We start from the raw sequence: 20413 nt of genomic DNA, 5'->3' as shown, positions 1-20413 counted from the left end.
AATCTCTTATAATTGCAATAAAAAAAGTGCAAATGATGAAATTTAAATTTCTATTTCCTTTACAAATAAAAAAGTCTTCCTTCATAATAAAAAACTTCGCAAAATACGAAGTTTTTTATTGCAGTATATCAACTATTTTTCAATAGCTTTACAACATACCTAGTTCATTAATTTTACACGTTTATTCAGCTATAAAAGCCGAATAGGCCTTTCGTGCACCATAAAACTTATCTCTGCCTATTCTGATATCTTTACCGTCCACAAAATAAATCGTTTGATCTTTCATGATGATAACTTTGCTAAGATTGATAATATAACTTCTGCTGCACAGATAAAATTCCTCTGGTAAATCGACTACATACATATCAAATTTGCCATAAGTACAAAACACCTCTGAGGATAGATGAAAAAATATTTTTCTGAGACTTTTCTCAATATAAATGATGTCTTGAAACGCTATTCTTCTAATTTCGCCCTTGTTTTTCACTACAACTGCATCATGAATTGCACTACTATTCATAGTTCTCTCCTTAAATAATGCGAAGTCTTAATCAATAACTTAAGTCTTCCACTCTAAAGAAAATTGTAAAACTATGAATAAATAGTTGATACACAAATTGCCTTTCACTATCTTTATGAATACCAATACCACACGAATATTTCCTGTATATTAACGGAAGAATTCCCCTCCAGCTAAAGCTGGGGGCTTCCCGTATAGCACCTACCAGACCTTTACTTGTGCAAATGAGGTTAGGTACGTAACGCAAAAGCGGGCATAACACCCGCTTTAATTCTGATTAATTATTTCTCTTGTAAGTAATTAAATCTTCTGCAATTTCATTTGCAGCAATGGATACCGGCTTCTCTGTTTTTGCTTCTGTAAGCTTAGGCTTTCCATCTATAATGTCTCTCGCCCTCTTTGCCGCCAGAATTACTAAAGTATAACGGCTATCCGCTTTTTTCTTAATATCGTTAATTGATGGGTATAACATTTAGATTTCCTCCTCGTATTTCTTTATCAGATGGTAAATACTTTCAGATACCTTCGAATGTTCCGCTATTATGATAGCTTGCACTCTGTTTACTGCCTCATCCAGTTCACCATTCACAACACAATAATCATACTTGTCAATATAAGATACTTCTTTTAACGTCTCACCTAATCTCATATTGATGGCATCCTCTGACTCCGATCCTCTTCCTGTAATGCGCTTACGAAGCTCCGTCATAGATGGAGGAAGGATAAAAATAAATACACCTCCCGGATAAGATTGCTTTACTTTCATAGCTCCTTGAATATCTATCTCAAGAATTACATCTCTTCCTGCATTAAGCTTTTCCATAACCAGTTTCTTTGGTGTGCCGTAAAAATTACCGTACACCTCAGCATACTCAAGCAAACCATTATTCTCAATGGTTTCTAAAAATTCTTCCTTTGAAACAAAATAGTAATTCGCCCCATGTTCCTCAAAGGATCTCGGATCTCTCGTAGTCATGGATATAGACAGTTCCACATCAGTTTGTTCAACTATTTTTTGGCATATTGTTCCTTTTCCTGCACCGGAGGGCCCGGAAACAACAAATAAATGTCCCTTATCCATTCATCTTCCTTCCTTGTCGTATAATATTCGAGTATCCATTGTACCATAGATTGTTTTCTGCTTCAACTAAATTTCTTGAATTACTCAATATTTTGTACTTGCTCCCTGATTTTTTCAATTTCACTTTTTATCTCCAGCATCTGATTGGTAATCTCAATGTCATTTGCCTTTGAACCGATTGTATTCGCCTCGCGATTCATTTCCTGAACTAAAAAATCCAGCTTCTTTCCGTCCGGTTGATTGCTTTTAGAAATAATGTTGTTTAATTGAATCATATGACTGTCTAACCGCACGAGTTCTTCCGTGATACTGCACTTGTCTGCAAAAATGGCCGCTTCCAGCAGAATTCGGTCCTCCGGTACGGTTACATTATTACCGATTAATTCTTTCATTCTTTCTCTGAGTTTTTCCGTATAAGCAACCGTCACAGATGGGGCTCTGGTCTCAATCTTTTTTACGAAATCTCGGATCAATCCGGCACGCATAATCAAATCTTCAGCCAGTTTTTCTCCCTCTATGATACGCATCTCATCCAGCTTTTCGGCAGCTTGCTTCACAGGGATCAGTAAAGTTTTGCATATTGCTTCTTCATCCTCTACATCCGGGATCACCTTCATGACATCCGGTAAGGTAGCCAAGAACTGCAATGTGATATCTCCGCTTACACCGAATTCTTGCTGCAATTCCTTTAAGTTATTATAATACTGTTTCGCCACCATGCTGTTTAATTTTACAGTCGTGTCATCTTCCGTAATATTCTCAACGATGATAGACACATCGATCTTTCCTCGTCGTGCAATTTCTTTTACGACGTTTTTGACCTTGTCCTCTGCAAAGGAGTAACGTCTCGGCATCTTAATACTGATATCACCATATCTATGATTAACTGATTTAATCTCTACAATTATGTTCCTTTTACCGTCATTGTATTCGCTTCTTCCGAAGCCTGTCATACTTTTTATCATGGATTTCTCTCCTCGGTTGATTTATACACATCTTTACTTTATACTAATATAACGAGGTGAAGATGTCCCCCGCCTCATTGAAACGCGCATATGGCAGTAGAAATCTGCAAATCAAAGATTTATGATTTTTCTACTTAAGCGTTATAGTAATTATACAATAGATTACCACTTATTGCTAAGGGTAATTTAATTTTTTGAAAACGAGGTAACACTATGGCTTTTGACGGTATTGCAGTATATGCAATCGCACAGGAATTAAACAACAAGCTCGCCGGAGGCAAGGTTGAAAAAGTCTACCAACCGGAAAGCGAAGAGCTCATTTTTCACATACATTCAAGAGAAGGTAATTTCAAGCTGTTTCTTTCCTGCAACAGCAGCAGCGCTCGAATCCATTTGATTACAGAGTCCATCCCCAATCCCCCTGCTCCGCTGGCCTTTTGTATGCTTCTGAGAAAGCATTTGCAAGGCGGTCGTATCACTGCCATCGAACAGAAGGAATGTGAAAGGATCATCGAAATTCCCTTTGAAACGGTCAATGAGCTTGGATTCTCTGTAAATAAAAAACTAATTATTGAAATTATGGGAAAGCACAGCAACGTTATATTAGTCGATACAGAAAGCAATAAAATCATCGACAGTATCAAACGGATATCCATTGATGTAAACCGAGTTCGGCAGATTCTTCCCGGCAAGTTATATGAATATCCGCCTTCCCAAGATAAGATACCGTTTAATCAAGTGACGGAAGAAGACCTGATTACCATCTGCCAATGCTCCCCGGATAAGCTGTCCAAATCCATATTGAATGGAATACAAGGAATCAGTCCGATTATTGCCGATCAGCTGGCAGGCGGATTGGAAGATATTGCAGAAGAAGCGTATCGTTATGATGACTTCCATAAAACGGCCGGTATCGTCTATAGAAATTTATATCAATTAAAAGCAGACTTGCATAACCCTGCTGTTCATCCAAGAGTTTATGTGAACGAAGAAAATGCTCCTATTGATTTTCATGCCATCCCTCTGCAAGCATTGGAAGGCGTCTATCCGTCTATCGAATTTGATAGCATGTCAGCTGCTGTAGAATATTTCTACTCCCATAAAGCTTCAACCAGCAGAGTGAAGCAAAAAAGTATGGACTTAGAGAAAGCAGTGAAAAACAGCTTGGATAAATTGTATTTAAAAAAGCAGCGTCTTTCTGAAGATCTGATGAAAGCCGAGAACTCGGAAAATTACAGGCTCTTCGGGGAATTATTAACCGCTAATCTGCACTTGTTTAAAACGGGAGACAGCAGCGTAACCGTCTTCAATTATTACGATGAAAGTGAAATTTCCATCCCGCTGGATCATAAAATTTCCCCTTCAAAAAATGCTCAATCCTATTTTAAGAAGTATGGAAAATCCAAGACTGCTGTCAAAGAAAAAGCATTACAGCTGGAAGATACGGAAAATGACATTGCTTATTTAGAATCCATCGCCGTCTACATTAACAATGCGGAATCCTTGGAAGAAATAGAGGAGATCCGAAATGAATTAGTAGAAGCAGGTTATTTAAAAAAGCGGAAACAGTTCGGTAAACCGCAAAAAACAAAACCGTCACCCTATTCCTTTACAACCAGTGACGGATTTAAACTATTAATTGGAAGAAACAATAAAGAAAATGATTTACTGACCTTTAAAATGGCCACTGGACGTGACTTATGGCTTCACGTGAAGGATATTCCCGGTTCTCATGTGATTTTGTTTACAGAAGGTCGTGAGATTACTGAAACAGCCCTATTCGAAGCGGCCTCTGCTGCAGCTTATTACAGCAAAGGAAAATCTTCTGAAAATGTGCCGGTAGACTATGTCCCTGTGAAACATGTAAAAAAACCATCCGGTGCAAAACCGGGCATGGTGATATTTACAAACAATAAAACAGTATATGTCAATCCCCAGATACCGAAATAGGATGCAGTCATGCATCCTATTTTTGTGCAAAAAACAGCTGTTTTCTCACTTGCAGTTAACCCAAAACAACAGTTTTAGTTATACTTCAAAAGTATATATCAAACTATTTCTGCTTAATTTACTAAAAAATTACATTTATTTCATTTTTTATTACATTTTACAATATTATAGTTGAAAAAAATTAGAAAATTTTGTAAAATTTTCTTACAAATAAAGTTATTTCTTCCATTCGTTATTTCAAATAGTGTTTAACACAATAAAAGCAGGTGAACCATATGAACAAACAAATTACAAACAGAGAATGCTCCCTATGCGGGAAAAGTTATAGCAGTATTTCGTTTATGGGTGGATACATATGTAAGGACTGCGTTAGCTTTATAAATAAAATAGAATTATAACATGCAAGCTACGTCGTGGCATGTTTCAATGAACGCTTCCTTGCAGCAACGCTGTATCAATATATTGCGTTCATTATAACATACAAGCAGTGTCGCGGTATGTTTCATTACATTATTGACTCGTGTCAACAAGAAGTTATTACTAATACGCCATTTACTTTTTCTACCCCCAGGTATTAAAGACGGCATGACTTTATTTGTAAAAGTGTCTTCGCCACTCCGATAGGGAACCATTAACAATACCTATTACTCTCAGCTCTCTCTGCTGTCCGTTTTGCTCTTCAAAAAAGCTAGGCAAATAAGGAAAGGTTCCCTTAGGCGACCACTTAAGTGTAGGAGATTGCCAAATATATCTTAATCGCATCTATTTATTGACTTATCACCGCTGTATTGTTAAAATATAAGTAATTTAGTAAACTACTAAATTAGTATAATAGGAGATGGTGATATGAAAATTGTAATAATTAACGGTAGCTCAAAAGGAAAAGACGGCAATACAGATGTACTTGTAAAAAGTCTTGTAAAAGGCGCCCAAGCAGGTGGAGCTGAGACAAGAAATATATTCTTAAATGAGCTAAAAATAGAGCATTGTAAAGGTTGTCACATCTGTTGGACAAGGGGTCCCGGACAATGTGTCATATCGGATGATATGTTTGATATTTTGACACTTATGGGAAGTGCGGATGTCATTGCATTTGCATCTCCGGTTTATTTTGGTAATATATCCGGAATGCTAAAAACTTTTATGGATCGCATGACCATGATAGGAAGCCCACATTCAACAAAAAATAGTGTAAAAGAAAGTAATCAGCAATTAGAGCCGTCAGAATCAACTGCGCCTCAATTAATGATGATATCAAGTTGTGGATTTTCGGATAAAAGTGAATTTGACGTGACCTCTCTTTGGATTAACAAAGTGGCAAAAAAAATGAACATGAAATTAATAGGGGAAATCTATGCGACGAACGGAAAAGCTTACAACGCTTCACCTGAATTATTAGACAATAAACTATTAAGAAACCTTCAACTCATTGAAGATGCGGGGAAAGAGATTGCATCTCATAGGAAGCTTTCGGCAGAAACTAAAGATATATTGGAGCAATTAATTTGACACTTTTTTTCAACCAATTAAAACGGAATCTCGCGTCTAATACGCTGTTTCTATATAAAAAAGCCAGCGCAATTTGTTCTGGCTTTTTTTATAAAATTTGACTGACTGGGAGCTAAGAGCTCCTCGAAGAAGACTTTTTTATCTTTTCCTTGTTAATTCGTTTTTTTGTTTTCGGTTTCATGATTGAATAGCCGAATTTTCCCAAAGGCTTTCTTTTTATTCCGAAATATTCACCGTGATTGTAACAAATCAATCGGGCTTCTTCTAAAAGAATTTTACCTTTCTCATCCAGCAACTTCTTATCCGCATGAACTTTTACAATTTCAGCTAGAAACATATCATGTGAAGGCAGCTCAATGATTTGTGTCACCTTGCACTCCAAATGAACAGGTGCTTCACCAATCATCGGACAACTCACCGCTTCTGCCGGAATAGCCGTCAGTTTCTGCTCCTTAAACTTATTCACATCTCTTCCTGATTTAACGCCGCAATAATCCGTGGCAAACGCTAAATCTTCCGTGCAAAGATTAATAACAAACTCTTTGCTGTTTTTTATCAGCTCATGAGAATGCCTTGATTTTCTTACGGAAATATAGGTCATAGGGGGCTCTGAGTTTACGATGCCCGTCCATGCAATCGTAATAATATTATGCTCATCAGGTTGGCTTCCGCACGATACCATTACAACCGGCACCGGATTTAACATCGTACCCGGTTTAAAGGTCACTTTTTCCATATTAATCCTTTCTGAGTTTCGCTAATACTGCTTCAAATTCTTCCGGCAACGGACTGTCAAATTCCATATATTCTCCCGTTGCAGGATGCTTAAATCCAAGCACCTTTGCATGAAGCATCTGTGACTCTGCACCAAGCATTTTTTTCTTAGGTCCATAAACCAAATCTCCGAGCAGCGGATGCTTCATGTAGGCCATATGCACTCTGATTTGATGCGTTCTGCCTGTTTCCAGTCTTGCCTCAATCAACGTAAAATTTCCAAATCGCTCTAAAACTTTGTAATGTGTTACAGCTCGTTTAGAATTCAAATCGGTTACAGCTTGTTTCAGTCTATCTTTTGGATCTCTTCCAATGGGTTTATCAACAGTACCCTCATCTTCGGTAAAATTGTTATAGACGATTGCTCGGTAAGCTCTTGTGATACTATGATCAGCTAGTTGCTCTGCCAGGCAGTTATGGGCACGGTCATTTTTCGCTATCATCAATAAACCGCTGGTATCTTTGTCAATTCGATGCACAATTCCCGGACGAATCACCCCATTTATAGAAGATAGACTTTCCCCGCAGCGATATAAAATCGCATTGACTAAAGTGCCTGATTCATTTCCGTTCGCAGGATGTACAACCATTCCCTTCGGCTTATTTACCACAAGAACATCGTCATCTTCATAAACAATATCAATGGGTATATTTTCAGGGGCAACGTTTAATGGCTTCGGCTCCGGTAATGTAACTCGAATGATATCCCCTTTTTTTACTTTATATTTCTTCGAATTATTCACTTGTCCGTTTACCTCAATTGCTTCCGTCTCTAATAGTTTTTGAAAAAAACTTCTGGAATTGTTTTGAAAGGCTAACACAAGTGCTGAATCAATTCGATTTCCCGCCAATTCATCTTTTACTATAAGTTCATAAATATTTTCATTGCACATTCTTATAATCCTTTTTTTCGTTTAGCTTTGGCTCTATAACAAACACATATAGGATTAATAGGACGCAGCCTGTACATACATAAACATCGGCTACATTAAAAATAGGCCACACTCTTAAATCAAAAAAGTCTACCACATATCCTAACATTAATCGATCTATGATATTTCCAATGCCTCCGGCAACAATCAAAGAAAGGGAACTCATAAGCAGCCAATGCCCGGATTTCCTTAACTTATAGAGGTAGGTCAAAATTCCGGCCGTAATCAAAAGCGTAATCATAATTAAACCGTACGTATGACCGCTTAATATACTGAAAGCAGCTCCTGTATTTTGTATATAGGTAATATGAAAAATTCCATCAATAACAGCGATGGAACTGTGTAAATCCATATTCGTCCTTATGGCAAACTTTACAGCTTGATCGAATATCACAGCAGCAAGAATAGCGATGAAATAATACATAGATTAATATTCTCCTTAGATTTTTCTCGTAGATGAAAAAAGATATGGGGCAATTAAGCCCCATCTCCTACTCTTAAATTTACCATTGTCTTTTTTGTATCATTTGGTGTTTCCGTATGGATGCTATGCGATTCCTTTTTTTCTGGGATTACATCATGATTCACTATATTTTTTTTAACGGAATCATTGTTCATTCCAAAATCACCAAAGTCCGAAAACAATTCTGTACTTAGTGTATCAAATCTCTCCAATTCAGATTCCAGTAAATTTTTGTATCTCGACTTAAACGTCATGAATCTAGTTCTAAGCGACGCACTTTCTTCTGTCAGTTTTTCAATAGACTCTTTCGCCTCTCTGGTGATCAATTCTGCATCCAACTGAGCATTTTTCAGAAGAATCTCGGCTCTCTTTTCAGCGCTTGCCGAAATATCTCTCATCAAAGATTTCGCCGCCTCCAACGTTTCTACAACTGCGCCTTCAGATCCCTGATAGCGCTGAATATCTGCATTGAGTCTTGCCACTTCTTCTTTTAATGCCGCATTTTCACCAACAAGTTTTTCAAGATCTACCGTCAGAAGGTCAAGGAAACTGTCCACCTCTTCTTCTTTGTAGCCTCTCACACTCTTTGAAAATTCTTTATTTTGTATATCTAATGGAGTAATCATTTTAAATCCTTTCCACTTTTCACAAATGACCTACAGAAATATAATTAACAATTTAATAATCACTGAACGAGCGATAGAGACAAGGAAAAAGGCAAAGAAAACAGATAAGTCAAGCATCCCTGTATTCAATCTCATCGCCAGTCTTCTGCATGGTGCAACGATAGGTTCTGTAAGGTTGCACACGACCATATATATTTTGTAAGCATTGTTATATGGACCTTGAACAAACCAGCTTAAAATAGCACGGGCAAAAAGTAAGAGAATCAATATATCTCCAAACCAACTGACCGCATTTATCAATAAGTATTTCATCTAGTACTACCTCCATGGGCTTTTAGGATTTCCGCTGAAATCGATACCCTTATGTTCTACATTTGCCGCAATATCCACATTCTCCGGAGCAAATACAAAAATATTATTTGCTATTTTCTGCACGGTTCCATTCAGTGCATATGTTGCTCCGCTAAGAAAATCAAAAATCTTGCGGGCTATATCTGTTTCTATTTTTTCTAAATTAATAATAACCGGCTTTTTCGCTTTTAGATTGTCAACCAATTTAGGGCATTCATCAAATCCTTTCGGCTCAATCACAACCAGCTTAAAAGGGGCGGTATTGGCTGTTATCATTGATTTTCCCTGCACCTGCATCGGAACCACCTTACTCTCTTTCACTTCAGGTCTAGGTGTAGTAAAGGAATTTCTTGTTTCAACTGATTTTCTTTCCATTTCAGCAGCTGCTGCCCTAATTTCTTCCTCTTGGATATCATCATCAACATCCTCTATACCTACTAGATCTTTAAACATTCCAAAAATTCCCATATTTACCTCCTAAATATTGTAGTTTCTCTCCCCGAATATTGCTGTTCCCACACGGATTAAATTCGAACCTTCCATAATGGCAACTTCAAAGTCATGGGACATACCCATTGATAAGTACTTAAAATTAAGTCTTTCATGTTGTATTGTTGAAAATCGATCATACTGTTCTTTCACTTGAGCAAAGAAAATTCTCACATCATCCGGATTGTCTTCAAAAGGAGCGATACACATCAGTCCTTTGATATTGATATGTGGACAACTATTTAGAATATATCGGATCATTTGCTCGGTTTCTTCAGTAGAAATACCAAATTTACTTTCTTCCTGCGCCGCATTCACCTGTATCAGAATATCCATATGGATACCGTTCTGCGCTGCTCTTTTATCGATCTCATCTGCCAGCTTTATGGAATCAACAGAGTGAATCAAAGATACTTTATCGATAATATATTTCACTTTATTCGTCTGAAGATGTCCGATCATATGCCATCTTACATCTTTTACAAGGTCATACTTGTCCAGGATTTCCTGCACCTTGTTTTCACCGATATCGGTAATCCCTGCATCAATTGCCTCGTTTATTTCTTCCGCCGTTCTCGTTTTTGTGACGGCTACCAAAAGCACATCTCCTGCTTTTCTTCCGGCTTTTAAAGTGACTTCATCCTTTATTGTATTAATTTGCTCAATATTTTCCTTGATTGACATAAAGAATCCTCCTTTTTTCCATCATACTCTATACATTGTTAATGCTTTTTTGTAGGATTTTTTAATATTTCATCGTATATTTCAACGGTTTTTACCTCTTTTTTCTCTGCATCATAGAAAGTAGAGACTGTAACCAAAGAATTATCTCCGTCACTGGTAATAATCTTAACCGGTTTAAATATAAATTCTCCGTTTTTCGATTTTATGTATACACCCGGAATACCTTGACGGGTTGTAATGCTCGAATTCCTTATCAATATGCCGGTATAATCTTGTGTAATTACTGTGGCATTTGCACTTCTCATCTTAGCAAAATCCTGATAATACCGAGCAGTCTTTAATACCACCATCCATTTATCGTCTTTATCGATGAGATTCTCGACATTTGCTTTAATTTGTCCTAAAGGTAAATTCACCTTTACCTTATTGCCCACTTCATATTTTGAAATATTTCCGGCATCAATCCAAAAAACAAGATACCAATAGTTTCCTTCACAAATTTTAAAGAGAGGCTCACCCGAAAGCGTCGTCTGCCTGGTTAAGTTTATCGGGTCTATTTTTAATTGCTGGACCTTTTGATAATCCAGCTTGTCCATCGATTCCGGTGTAAAATAGCCCTCATATCCATCAATATAATAACTTACAATGCCATTTACACTGCTGGACATTTGACTTAACGTCACCTTGTCTCCATTTAAGCGCGTGATGATGTCTGTATACTTTGAATCCTCTGCATTAGAACTTTTCGGAACAATATCTAAAATCTTAGAATTCTTTCGAACCTTCACCCCATCTTCAATATAGTAATTTATGGTGCCGGAATCAGGAGCCATGTATACGGTCTCATTTCTGACAAAATAACAGGTCACCTTGTCCGTAATTTGTAAATTGCCATATTGAAGTATTTCAGTCTGTGTCAGAGCTCCTGTTACCTGGGGAACCACTTCGGTAACAATCCCCAATATAACCACCGCAATAATAAAAACCAGCAGCCCCTTTTTCTTTAATTTTATCAAAGCACTCACCTATAATATTTTACACCTTTTAAAATATATTTTCAACTTACACCGATACTATATTTCGAGCTTATTCTCCATTTTTAACGATTCGCTGTACTATTTTCTGCTCTTCTTTTGTGAATTCTTTTTCGCTTTTTATATATTTCTCGAATAAGTCCGGCCGTTTTTCTTTTGTAAGTATTAATGATTGCTCAAATTTCCATAACGCAATCAGCTTATGATTCCCGTTAAAAAGGACCTCCGGAACCTCTAACCCCCTGTATTCTCTTGGCTTGGTATATTGAGGATACTCCAATAATCCTGAATAAATGGACTCTTCTTCCGCCGATTCTTCTCCGGCCAACACGTCAGGAATCAACCTTGCTACTGCATCAATCAACACCATAGTAGGAAGCTCTCCTCCGGTCAAAACATAATCTCCGATAGAAACCTCCTCCATATTCCAATAATCAAGGATTCTTTCGTCTACTCCCTCATAGTGTCCGCAGAGGAGGATCAATTCTTCCTCATTGGCCAATTCTTTTATTTTTTGATGATTAAGGACCTGCCCTCTCGGCGACATGAATAACGCTTTTTTGCCTTGCGCCTTTATGGATTCCATTGCCCGGAATACGGGTTCTGCCAACAGCACCATTCCGGCACCGCCTCCAAAAGGATAGTCATCCGCTTTCTTATGCTTATCCAAGCTAAAATCTCTGATGTTGATCAGATTGATATCCAATATTCCTTTTTTCCTGGCTCTGCCCAAAATACTGCCGCCCAATACAGGCTCAAACATTTCCGGGAACAGGGTTAGTATATTTATCATCATATCCAGTTCTATTCCTTATACATCCAAAATCCCATCAATTAATTTAACTTTGATATATTTCTCCTCCAGATTAATGTCGAGAACAAATTCGCTTACAGCCGGCAAGAGAATCGTTTTCTCCTGTTCCAATTCAATCTCATATAAATCCTGAGCACTGTTTTGAAGCACATCCTTCAGGGTTCCGAAAAATATGTCCTTCTCATCTTTGACCGGAAGCCCGATCAAATCTCGAATATAATAGGTGTCTTCCGGAAGTTCTCTGAGCTGATCTTCAGAGATATAAACGGTTTTCCCTTTTAAAGACTCTGCCGTATTTCTGTCATTGCAGCCATCCAGCTTTAAAATAGGCAGGTCCTTCAAATACCGTACATGCTCAATCGTTGTTTTTTTATCATCAACGTAAATGGTGCCGAGCTCTTCGAACCGCTCTTTATAATCCGTATAGTGATATAGTTTAACCTCACCCTTTAGCCCAACAGCATTTACGATTTGTCCGATTTTAATTTTTTTCATATTGTATTTCCCTAACACTTAAAAAAATCTCTAACGATATTTCCCTAATATTTGAAAAAAGAGGGGATCTCAACTGTTGAAATGCCCTCTCATAATTTAGCATCGCAGAATTTTATTTTAGTACAGTTATTGTACTATTGTACGATTTCTACAACTACTTTTTTATTTGCTTTTGTTGCGGCAGCCTTGACCACAGTGCGAAGCGCCTTAGCTATTCTCCCCTGCTTGCCAATCACCTTTCCCATATCGTTGGGTGCAACTCTTAGTTCTATTACAATAGCTTGTTTTCCCTCAACCTCTTTTACTTCAACAGCATCAGGGTCATCAACAAGCGATTTTGCAATTGCTTCAACGAGTTTTACCATTTAAAGTTCACCGCTTTCTTATTTATTCAATGATTCCTGATTTTTTGAAAAGAGCCCTTACTGTTTCTGTAGGCTGTGCTCCGTTTCCTAACCATTTCTTCGCTGATTCGCCATTGATTTTGATTTCAGCAGGTTCTACTAAAGGATTGTAGTATCCGATTTCTTCAATGAACTTACCGTCTCTTGAAGAACGTGAATCTGCAACTACTACTCTGTAAAAAGGCTTCTTGTTAGCACCCATTCTCTTTAATCTAATCTTTACCATATTTTCCTCCTTATGTGTGCGTCTTCCGCAATACTATTTTTTATTCAAAATATATATCTAAACTCAGTCGTTTCTGAATTTATGACCTACAGTCCTCTAAACATTTTCTTTTTATGATGCCCCGGTGCATTTGTAAATTGTTTCATCATCTTTCTCGCATCCTCATACCGCTTAATCAGCGTATTAATTCTGCTGATCGGCTGTCCTGACCCTGCCGCAATTCTTTTTCTTCGGCTTGCGTTCAATAGGGAAGGATCTTTTCGTTCAGCCTTTGTCATCGAAAGAATGATGGCTTCCATCTGTGCAAATTCTTTTTGACTGTCGTCCAAATTGACATCTTTCATGGCTTTTGTGTTCGCTCCGGGAATCATGTCTAAGATTTTAGCAATTCCGCCCATTTTCTTAATCTGACCCATTTGTTCCAGAAAATCTTCCAGCGTGAATTCATTTTTCTTTAACTTTCTTTCTATTTCTTCTGCTTTTTCTTCGTCGAAATTTTCCTGAGCCTTTTCAATCAAGCTAAGCATATCACCCATGCCGAGGATTCTGCTTGCCATTCTTTCCGGATGGAACGGTTCCAATGCATCCAGTTTTTCGCCTATACCGATGAATTTGATTGGCTTCCCTGTTACCTGTTTAACGGATAAAGCCGCACCGCCTCTTGCATCGCCATCCAGCTTTGTCATGATCACGCCGTCTATTCCAAGTCTGTCATCAAAGCCCTTGGCTGCATTAACCGCATCTTGACCTGTCATCGCATCCACAACAAGCAAAATTTCGTGTGGTTTGACTGTCTTTTTGATGGTAACCAATTCTTCCATCAGGGCTTCATCGATTTGAAGTCGTCCGGCCGTATCGACAATCAATACATTATAACCCTTGAGCTCTGCTTCCTTCATTGCACTTTCTGCAATGAGTTCAGGTTTATTGCAGTCTCTCATGGTGAAAACCGGGACATCAACCGATCTACCAACTACTTCCAGCTGATCAATCGCTGCCGGTCTATATATGTCGCAGGCGCAAAGCATAGGCTTTTTGCCATTCTTCTTTAAATAATTCGCTAATTTACCGCAAGTGGTAGTTTTACCGGTTCCCTGCAATCCAACCATTAAAAGGACGGTGAATCCTCTTGGGGAATACGTCAGTTTACTGTTTGCCCCGCCCATCAATGACGTCAACTCATCGTTTACAATTTTAATGACCTGCTGTCCGGGGGTTAAACTTTGAAGTACATCACTGCCCAATGACTTTTCCTTTACGGCAGCGACAAAATCTTTAACAACCTTAAAGTTTACATCCGCTTCCAGCAAAGCGAGCTTGACTTCACGCATTGCCTCATCGATATCGGCTTCCGTTAGAACTCCTTTTCCCCGCAGCTTTTTAAAGACGCCTTGTAATTTATCTGATAAACTTTCAAATGCCATTTGGACCTCCAATTCTTATCCTATTCATCCAATTGATCGATGATTTCTTTGATGTCCTGTAATTTATCGTTCAGTTCTTTATTATTCTTGTTTTCTTTTATAACCAGGTCTAGTTTCTGATCAATTTGCAGCAGTACTTCTTTTGTTTTTGCAAATTTTTTAACCAGCCCTAACTTTTGTTCGTATTCATATAATGATTTTTCAGCATTTTTTACGGCATCATGGACGCCTTGTCTGCTTATTGAAAATTCTTGTGCAATTTCGGAAAGAGATAAATTTTCTTCATGATAAAGCTGCATCACATCTTGCTGCCTTTTTGTAAGCAGCTGTCCATAAAAATCATATAACAAGCTTACCTCTGCAATTTTATCAAACATTCTTACAGCCTCTTCCTTAACATTCTGTCCAGCATTTTAATGCTGTCGACAGAATTTAGGCTAGAAAGTCACAAATCTCTGATTTGTAGAGTTTCATCGTCCTTCTGTCCAGTCATTAAGCTTGACACTCTACTAAATTTAGCACAAATAAAAAGTGGTGTCAAGCATTTTTCTTGTCACCACTTATTTTACACATTTATTTATTTAACGCCTCACACATATAGCTTACAGGGAGATTATTGTTTTCCTCCACCAAGTCCATGATAGCCGCTACATCACTGCTTCCCAAGTGCGTAGGAATTGTCATTCCTTCAAATAAGGAGCCTAATACGGACGTGTTCGTATCAGTCAAATCCACCACCTCACAATCGTCCAGCTTATAGGTCTTCTTCATGTCTGCAATCGCATCATCCAGTGTACCGATTTTATCAATCAATCCTAACTGTAAAGCTTGTTTTGCCGTATAAATTCTTCCGTCGCCGATTTTCCTAACGGTATTGATATCCATGTGTCGGCCTTCTGCTACGATACCGGCAAACTGGTCATAGGCATCGTCTATTAAAGACTGGAAAATCTGTTTTTGTTCCTCGGTCAGCGGGTTGACAGAACTTCCCATCGCCTTATTCGGCCCGGAAGTCATGGTATTGGTTTTTACACCATATCTTTGCAAAAGTTCAGAAAAATCATATAGCGTACCGATGGTTACTCCAATCGACCCCGTCCAGCAATTTCTGTTGGCAATAATTTTATCACAAGGTGCAGAAATGTAATATCCGCCTGAAGCAGCCATTGACCCCATCGCCGAATAGACCGGTCTGCCTGTCTTTTCCTGATATTCTTTTATTTTAAAATAAAGCTCATCACTTTCATAAACGCCGCCGCCGGGACTATCTACATATAAAATAAGTCCCTTATTGTTTTCATCATTTATTAAATCATCAATGGTACCTAATGTCCACTGATGTTGATAGCCCGTAGGATTTCCGAAGTAATCGGTATTTCCGCTCCCCTGAATCGTTCCTTCAACAAAAATTTTAGCAATGAATGGACTGTCCGGATAGCTTACAGCGGTTTTTCCGAATCCCAAACTCTTGCAGGAAACGCCAAGAACAACTACAATTGCAATAATAACCCCAAAAACGATTAAGCTGTTTCTAAGTTTATGACCCTTCTTCTGCTGAACGGCATAATATCGGATTCCGTTTGCATCCGGAGACCCCATCATGGGCTCTTTCATCTTATTTGGTTTTCGCATCTCTGAAGACTGTTCTTGTTTTTCATAAGTTTCCTCTTGTTCTATCCCGTTTTCAGAAGCCGATTCTCCTGTTATTTCCATATTTTTTTCTTCATCCATTATCTCTAAAAATCCCCTTTCCGTTGTTATTGTGCTGCCGCGCAATGTTAGCATTATACCATGCAGAAGCATACGATTGCAATCGTCCATCTATTGACTGCCGGCTTATTTATAATGTTATGTTCCAATTTCCTCATAATCATCCCCTCAAATTCCTCTAAATATACCGCCATTATATAAACATTAGGAGAGTAATTCTAACAAATCTTTCCCCGTCATCCTGCTTATCAGCGCTTCATTCTCAGTAATGATTACGTCTGCTAAATCCTTTTTACTTTCTTGAAGCTTTAGAATTTTTTCTTCGATACTGTCTTCTGCAATTATTTTATAAACCTGTACATGTTTCTTCTGGCCTATCCTATGTGCCCGGTCTGTGGCCTGATTTTGTGCCGCAACATTCCACCATGGATCATAATGGATAACAACATCGGCAGCAGCTAAGTTCAGTCCCGTTCCGCCTGCCTTCAGTGAGATCAAGAATACAGAAACACCTTCTTCGTCCTCCTGATTAAATTGTTCAACCATTTCCGCTCGCTTCTCTTTTGACGTGCTGCCTGTCAGCTTATAGTAATCAATATTCACTTTTTTCAGTTCCGCCTCAAGAATCTCTAGCATAGACGTAAACTGAGAAAACACTAAGATTTTATGTCCTCCTGATAGTGCTTCTTCAACCAATTCTAAGCATGCTTCTAACTTACTGCTCCCTTTCGTATAGTTCTCATAGCAAAGGCTTGGGTGACAGCAAATCTGCCTTAATCTCATAAGCAATGCCAAAACAGTTAGTTTGTTTGACTGTAATGCGCCTTCTGCCACCTCCTTGCTTATTTCCGTCTTAGCCTTTGCCAGATTTGCCTTATACAGTCTCTCTTGTTCACCCTCAAGCTTCGCATAAATAACCGTTTCATTTTTCTCCGGCAATTCTTTTAAAACGTTTTTCTTCAATCTTCTAAGCATAAAAGGCGAAACTTGCCTCTTCAGGCGTTCCGTCGTTCTCAAATCCTTTTCTCTTACAATAGCTGTTTCATAGTCCGCCTTAAACTTATTATAGGAACTCAAATAATGCGGTATGAGGAAGTCAAAAATGCTCCACAACTCACTTAATCGGTTTTCAATAGGTGTTCCGGTCAATGCAAAGCGGTGTGTACTGTTAATCATCTTTACCGCTCTGGCATTTTGGGTAGATTGATTTTTGATATATTGTGCCTCATCTAGAATGCAATAGTCAAAACTGCAGTTCTGATAGTGTTCTAAATCTCTTCTCAGTAAGTCATACGAAGTGATGATTACGTCTAAATCGCTTATTGAATGTATTCTCTTTTTTCTTTCCTGAGAAGTTCCAATTACCGTAATAGTGGACAACTCCGGCGCAAAGCGCATGATTTCCTTTTCCCAGTTTAGAACCAACGATGCCGGGCAAACGACTATCGCAAATCGTTTTAAACTTGTCGCAGTCTGATCCATGTGAATTTCCGGCAGTTCATTCTTCCTGTTACATCGTGCATCCTCAAGCAGCGCTATAATCTGTAAGGTTTTACCTAGGCCCATTTCATCTGCTAAAATACCACAGAATCCGTAGCTGCTCATCGTTTTTAACCATCGAAATCCATCCTTTTGGTAATCTCTCAGTACAGAAACCAACACCGCTGGAATCTCATAGTCACTATCTTCTATCGCGTTCATTCCTCGTATTAAGCTTTTAAAATGCCCATCCCTTTCAAACTTTATGGTTGCAGCATTTTTCAGCGCGCTATTCAAGAGCAGAGCCCGGTACTTCGGCATGTTTACCTGCCCTTTTTCCAAATCCGCTTTAGTCAGCCCAAATTCGTCCACAAAATGAAGCAGCTCACGAAAACCTTCCTCATTCAAATCAATAAAAGAACCATTTTTTAATCGATAGTATTTTTTCTTCTGCTTATATTGGCGTAATGCTTCCATCAGGTCCGGTATATCAAATTGCTCCAAGTCAAAGTCAATTTTAAGAAGTTCGCTTTCTAATTTTACACCAACAGACAGTTTAGGCGATGTTGCATTTCCTATCCTTCTATATTTTTCTGTCGTGAATACTTCTCCTATTTTAGTGAATTCCTGCGCTGCTGTATTTACAAAGTTGTAAATGCGTTCATCCTCCCCCGCAAAATAAAGCAGGCCTGATTTTTGATCGTATCCATCAAAATATTTACATACCGATATTTTTGCCTTATTTTCAAGCAACCTGTCACGTATAATTTTCCCTGCCTGTGCCACACTTGCCGCTTGCCCTAAAATTACGCCCGAATCATGAAACGTCTGCTGCTCTGTCATCACATCAAAGAGAATTCCCTCTTCATATTCACAATGAACCTTCGCTGTGACAGTATCCTTGCTTGGACTGTCCAGGTATATTTTAATGACCGCCTGTGCAGGCATAAAATCATTTAGAATATCCTCACTCCCCTGCATATTGACATGTCCCTGAATCTGTGGAATCACATTGGCACAAAGCTCTGCCATATCGTTCTCCACCACGTTTAACGTCCCTTGTCCTGCATGTAAAATCTCAATAAATTCCTTCATTTGTGAAGAAAACTCTTTATCGCAGCACCACAGTTCATCTCCATGAGAAAGATAGAGATGATTCTTTCCTAAAATATAATCATAGGTCTGTCCCTTGATATTATATTCACCGGTTTCTTTTCGTTCGATCTCCACATCAATTTTAGGTGTATATTCGATCACTCTATACGAACGTTCTCTTTTTTCTTTCCATTTTTCGTTGTTACTGCTCTCCCGACTTTTATAGGCAGGATATCCAACGCTTTCAACGCCCTCTATTTGGAGGCAGTTTCCTTTCATAATGCTCAAAAGAAGATCTATATTTCCCTGACCAAGCCGCATATACCGTTTGGTCTTGTCATAACCAAAATTGACGTCATAATACCCTTGTCCCTTGTAGCTTTCAATCTCCTCATATCGATCTAAGACATACGAAAGCAACACTTGTGATTCTTCATCAAACAAGCTTGGGTGATGAAGCAAGGTTAATTCTTTTCCATACTCAACCTCTTCCCCATTTTGCATGCTTTCACAAAAGTTTTTTATATTTTTAATCACATACATTTTAGCATTGCCGACCGTCAACGATAATTCCACATCGTTCCTGCCAACCGTCAACTTCGGTATTAGTTTCACTTTTTCATCGGCTGTTGTCTCTGATTGCAGCGCTAAAATATTTCTGGCAGCATAAAGATCTATTAACCGTTGAGTATTTCTATCCGAAAGAGGCTTACTTAGGGTTCTTGCAGGAGACGGTGAACCCTTTAAACCGGAACGCTTTGATTTTGGACTGCTTTTATAGCTGTCACCTGCTGTGTCCACAAGACTTGCAATGGCTGAATTCTCATTGAGAGCCCATACCTTAAACAGCGTAGCCACGGCATGCTTGCATGCTCCCGGATAGTTCTCTGCTGCCGGACAATTACAGGAATAATCTATAATTTTTCCGTCCCGGTTCAAATCAAGGGTGACAACGTACTCTTCGCTCTTACTGCCCTCCACTGAAGCACAATAGCATTCCATTTCATCATCCTCATCCCTATATTTTTCAGTAATCTTTACTTTGTTCGTCAAAAAATAGGCCTTCCCTTTATCAAAGGTCTTATCACTGGATGCAAGTTTCTCTATATCCCTTATATTCATACTTTCTAATCCTGTCATCTCATCTTTAAATTTTAGCATATGATTGTAGAATGCTATCCATGAAACTGAATAGCCTCTCATATCATCCCATCAAACTTACTTTGATAGATTGGTTAATCTTATAATTATATCACTCGTCCTTGAAAATTCCAATATACATAAAACGATAACTCAATTTCAGGCTCCTGTCTTACAAAAAATTGGATTGCGCGCAGGAATGCCTTTGTCTGTTTTTATATGCCATTATTTTAAAAATTATTAACCGT

22 protein-coding genes are annotated in these 20413 nt (G+C 38.4%); 2 read left to right on the top strand and 20 right to left on the bottom strand.

Features of this window, described 5'->3' with window-relative positions; all coding sequences use genetic code 11:
* Nucleotides 1–181: 181 nt before the first annotated feature.
* From JYB65_RS01940 to JYB65_RS01925, 4 genes are all read right to left on the bottom strand, one after another.
* The gene (locus tag JYB65_RS01940) at nt 182–520 is read right to left on the bottom strand and encodes a LytTR family DNA-binding domain-containing protein (RefSeq protein ID WP_206580887.1); all 339 of its coding nucleotides are present in this window, start codon (nt 518–520) and stop codon (nt 182–184) included.
* Between the two features lie 277 nt (nt 521–797).
* Complete coding sequence (gene rpoZ, locus JYB65_RS01935; protein ID WP_206580886.1) at nt 798–992, bottom strand: DNA-directed RNA polymerase subunit omega; 195 nt, start codon at nt 990–992, stop codon at nt 798–800.
* Nucleotides 993–1601, bottom strand: coding sequence for a guanylate kinase (gmk, locus tag JYB65_RS01930; protein WP_206580885.1), 609 nt, complete (start codon nt 1599–1601; stop codon nt 993–995). It abuts the gene before it with no gap.
* Between the two features lie 80 nt (nt 1602–1681).
* Complete coding sequence (locus JYB65_RS01925; RefSeq protein WP_206580884.1) at nt 1682–2566, bottom strand: YicC/YloC family endoribonuclease; 885 nt, start codon at nt 2564–2566, stop codon at nt 1682–1684.
* Between the two features lie 213 nt (nt 2567–2779).
* Here JYB65_RS01925 and JYB65_RS01920 point away from each other — a divergent pair, with 213 nt between their 5' ends.
* Complete coding sequence (locus JYB65_RS01920) at nt 2780–4516, top strand: Rqc2 family fibronectin-binding protein (RefSeq protein WP_206580883.1); 1737 nt, start codon at nt 2780–2782, stop codon at nt 4514–4516.
* A gap of 846 nt (nt 4517–5362) precedes the next feature.
* On the top strand, nt 5363–6025 hold the full coding sequence (locus JYB65_RS01915; protein ID WP_206580882.1) for a flavodoxin family protein: 663 nt from the start codon (nt 5363–5365) through the stop codon (nt 6023–6025).
* Between the two features lie 112 nt (nt 6026–6137).
* Here JYB65_RS01915 and JYB65_RS01910 read toward each other — a convergent pair whose 3' ends face one another.
* From JYB65_RS01910 to JYB65_RS01835, 16 genes are all read right to left on the bottom strand, one after another.
* Nucleotides 6138–6761 carry a flavin reductase family protein gene (locus JYB65_RS01910; protein WP_206580881.1) on the bottom strand — a complete coding sequence of 208 codons (624 nt, stop codon included), beginning with the start codon at nt 6759–6761 and terminating at the stop codon, nt 6138–6140.
* Between the two features lies 1 nt (nt 6762).
* Nucleotides 6763–7692, bottom strand: coding sequence for an RluA family pseudouridine synthase (locus tag JYB65_RS01905; RefSeq protein WP_206580880.1), 930 nt, complete (start codon nt 7690–7692; stop codon nt 6763–6765).
* Complete coding sequence (gene lspA / locus JYB65_RS01900) at nt 7682–8155, bottom strand: signal peptidase II (protein WP_206580879.1); 474 nt, start codon at nt 8153–8155, stop codon at nt 7682–7684. Before lspA ends, JYB65_RS01905 begins: the two co-directional genes overlap by 11 nt.
* A 53-nt stretch (nt 8156–8208) precedes the next feature.
* Nucleotides 8209–8820: a DivIVA domain-containing protein gene (locus JYB65_RS01895; RefSeq protein ID WP_206580878.1), complete on the bottom strand. Its 612-nt coding sequence runs from the start codon at nt 8818–8820 to the stop codon at nt 8209–8211.
* 30 nt (nt 8821–8850) lie between these two features.
* Nucleotides 8851–9132: a YggT family protein gene (locus JYB65_RS01890; RefSeq protein WP_206580877.1), complete on the bottom strand. Its 282-nt coding sequence runs from the start codon at nt 9130–9132 to the stop codon at nt 8851–8853.
* A gap of 6 nt (nt 9133–9138) precedes the next feature.
* Nucleotides 9139–9639: a cell division protein SepF gene (locus JYB65_RS01885; RefSeq protein WP_245156554.1), complete on the bottom strand. Its 501-nt coding sequence runs from the start codon at nt 9637–9639 to the stop codon at nt 9139–9141.
* A gap of 9 nt (nt 9640–9648) precedes the next feature.
* Nucleotides 9649–10344, bottom strand: coding sequence for a YggS family pyridoxal phosphate-dependent enzyme (locus tag JYB65_RS01880; protein ID WP_206580876.1), 696 nt, complete (start codon nt 10342–10344; stop codon nt 9649–9651).
* Between the two features lie 38 nt (nt 10345–10382).
* Nucleotides 10383–11360 (bottom strand): biotin/lipoyl attachment domain-containing protein, encoded by a 978-nt coding sequence (locus JYB65_RS01875; protein ID WP_206580875.1) that lies wholly within the window; start codon nt 11358–11360, stop codon nt 10383–10385.
* A 70-nt stretch (nt 11361–11430) separates the two neighbouring features.
* A complete protein-coding gene (trmD, locus tag JYB65_RS01870) occupies nt 11431–12174 on the bottom strand; it encodes a tRNA (guanosine(37)-N1)-methyltransferase TrmD (RefSeq protein ID WP_206580874.1) in 744 nt (247 codons plus the stop codon).
* A 15-nt stretch (nt 12175–12189) separates the two neighbouring features.
* Nucleotides 12190–12687 (bottom strand): ribosome maturation factor RimM, encoded by a 498-nt coding sequence (gene rimM / locus JYB65_RS01865; RefSeq protein ID WP_206580873.1) that lies wholly within the window; start codon nt 12685–12687, stop codon nt 12190–12192.
* Nucleotides 12688–12821: 134 nt separating this feature from the next.
* The gene (locus tag JYB65_RS01860) at nt 12822–13052 is read right to left on the bottom strand and encodes a KH domain-containing protein (RefSeq protein WP_206580872.1); all 231 of its coding nucleotides are present in this window, start codon (nt 13050–13052) and stop codon (nt 12822–12824) included.
* 22 nt (nt 13053–13074) lie between these two features.
* Nucleotides 13075–13317 (bottom strand): 30S ribosomal protein S16, encoded by a 243-nt coding sequence (gene rpsP / locus JYB65_RS01855; protein WP_206580871.1) that lies wholly within the window; start codon nt 13315–13317, stop codon nt 13075–13077.
* Between the two features lie 86 nt (nt 13318–13403).
* The gene (gene ffh, locus JYB65_RS01850) at nt 13404–14741 is read right to left on the bottom strand and encodes a signal recognition particle protein (protein WP_206580870.1); all 1338 of its coding nucleotides are present in this window, start codon (nt 14739–14741) and stop codon (nt 13404–13406) included.
* Nucleotides 14742–14761: 20 nt separating this feature from the next.
* Nucleotides 14762–15118 carry a YlxM family DNA-binding protein gene (gene ylxM, locus JYB65_RS01845; protein WP_206580869.1) on the bottom strand — a complete coding sequence of 119 codons (357 nt, stop codon included), beginning with the start codon at nt 15116–15118 and terminating at the stop codon, nt 14762–14764.
* Between the two features lie 196 nt (nt 15119–15314).
* A complete protein-coding gene (gene sppA / locus JYB65_RS01840) occupies nt 15315–16472 on the bottom strand; it encodes a signal peptide peptidase SppA (RefSeq protein ID WP_206580868.1) in 1158 nt (385 codons plus the stop codon).
* A gap of 183 nt (nt 16473–16655) precedes the next feature.
* On the bottom strand, nt 16656–20228 hold the full coding sequence (locus JYB65_RS01835) for a DEAD/DEAH box helicase (RefSeq protein WP_206580867.1): 3573 nt from the start codon (nt 20226–20228) through the stop codon (nt 16656–16658).
* Between the last annotated feature and the right edge of the window lie 185 nt (nt 20229–20413).

This window comes from Clostridium aminobutyricum, assembly GCF_017255415.1.
Lineage (GTDB): Bacteria > Bacillota > Clostridia > Peptostreptococcales > Anaerovoracaceae > Aminipila > Aminipila aminobutyrica.
This window is presented reverse-complemented; position numbering and strand designations above follow the sequence as displayed.

What these genes read in the sequence shown, in the direction of transcription:
- lspA (WP_206580879.1), bottom strand. Translation starts at nt 8,155, where the DNA reads ATGTATTATTTCATCGCTATTCTTGCTGCTGTGATATTCGATCAAGCT.
- JYB65_RS01910 (WP_206580881.1), bottom strand. Translation starts at nt 6,761, where the DNA reads ATGGAAAAAGTGACCTTTAAACCGGGTACGATGTTAAATCCGGTGCCG.
- JYB65_RS01860 (WP_206580872.1), bottom strand. Translation starts at nt 13,052, where the DNA reads ATGGTAAAACTCGTTGAAGCAATTGCAAAATCGCTTGTTGATGACCCT.
- JYB65_RS01940 (WP_206580887.1), bottom strand. Translation starts at nt 520, where the DNA reads ATGAATAGTAGTGCAATTCATGATGCAGTTGTAGTGAAAAACAAGGGC.
- JYB65_RS01835 (WP_206580867.1), bottom strand. Translation starts at nt 20,228, where the DNA reads ATGAGAGGCTATTCAGTTTCATGGATAGCATTCTACAATCATATGCTA.
- ffh (WP_206580870.1), bottom strand. Translation starts at nt 14,741, where the DNA reads ATGGCATTTGAAAGTTTATCAGATAAATTACAAGGCGTCTTTAAAAAG.
- JYB65_RS01925 (WP_206580884.1), bottom strand. Translation starts at nt 2,566, where the DNA reads ATGATAAAAAGTATGACAGGCTTCGGAAGAAGCGAATACAATGACGGT.
- JYB65_RS01905 (WP_206580880.1), bottom strand. Translation starts at nt 7,692, where the DNA reads ATGTGCAATGAAAATATTTATGAACTTATAGTAAAAGATGAATTGGCG.
- rpoZ (WP_206580886.1), bottom strand. Translation starts at nt 992, where the DNA reads ATGTTATACCCATCAATTAACGATATTAAGAAAAAAGCGGATAGCCGT.
- trmD (WP_206580874.1), bottom strand. Translation starts at nt 12,174, where the DNA reads ATGATGATAAATATACTAACCCTGTTCCCGGAAATGTTTGAGCCTGTA.
- sppA (WP_206580868.1), bottom strand. Translation starts at nt 16,472, where the DNA reads ATGGATGAAGAAAAAAATATGGAAATAACAGGAGAATCGGCTTCTGAA.
- JYB65_RS01880 (WP_206580876.1), bottom strand. Translation starts at nt 10,344, where the DNA reads ATGTCAATCAAGGAAAATATTGAGCAAATTAATACAATAAAGGATGAA.
- JYB65_RS01890 (WP_206580877.1), bottom strand. Translation starts at nt 9,132, where the DNA reads ATGAAATACTTATTGATAAATGCGGTCAGTTGGTTTGGAGATATATTG.
- JYB65_RS01920 (WP_206580883.1), top strand. Translation starts at nt 2,780, where the DNA reads ATGGCTTTTGACGGTATTGCAGTATATGCAATCGCACAGGAATTAAAC.
- rimM (WP_206580873.1), bottom strand. Translation starts at nt 12,687, where the DNA reads ATGAAAAAAATTAAAATCGGACAAATCGTAAATGCTGTTGGGCTAAAG.
- JYB65_RS01915 (WP_206580882.1), top strand. Translation starts at nt 5,363, where the DNA reads ATGAAAATTGTAATAATTAACGGTAGCTCAAAAGGAAAAGACGGCAAT.
- rpsP (WP_206580871.1), bottom strand. Translation starts at nt 13,317, where the DNA reads ATGGTAAAGATTAGATTAAAGAGAATGGGTGCTAACAAGAAGCCTTTT.
- ylxM (WP_206580869.1), bottom strand. Translation starts at nt 15,118, where the DNA reads ATGTTTGATAAAATTGCAGAGGTAAGCTTGTTATATGATTTTTATGGA.
- gmk (WP_206580885.1), bottom strand. Translation starts at nt 1,601, where the DNA reads ATGGATAAGGGACATTTATTTGTTGTTTCCGGGCCCTCCGGTGCAGGA.
- JYB65_RS01895 (WP_206580878.1), bottom strand. Translation starts at nt 8,820, where the DNA reads ATGATTACTCCATTAGATATACAAAATAAAGAATTTTCAAAGAGTGTG.
- JYB65_RS01885 (WP_245156554.1), bottom strand. Translation starts at nt 9,639, where the DNA reads ATGGGAATTTTTGGAATGTTTAAAGATCTAGTAGGTATAGAGGATGTT.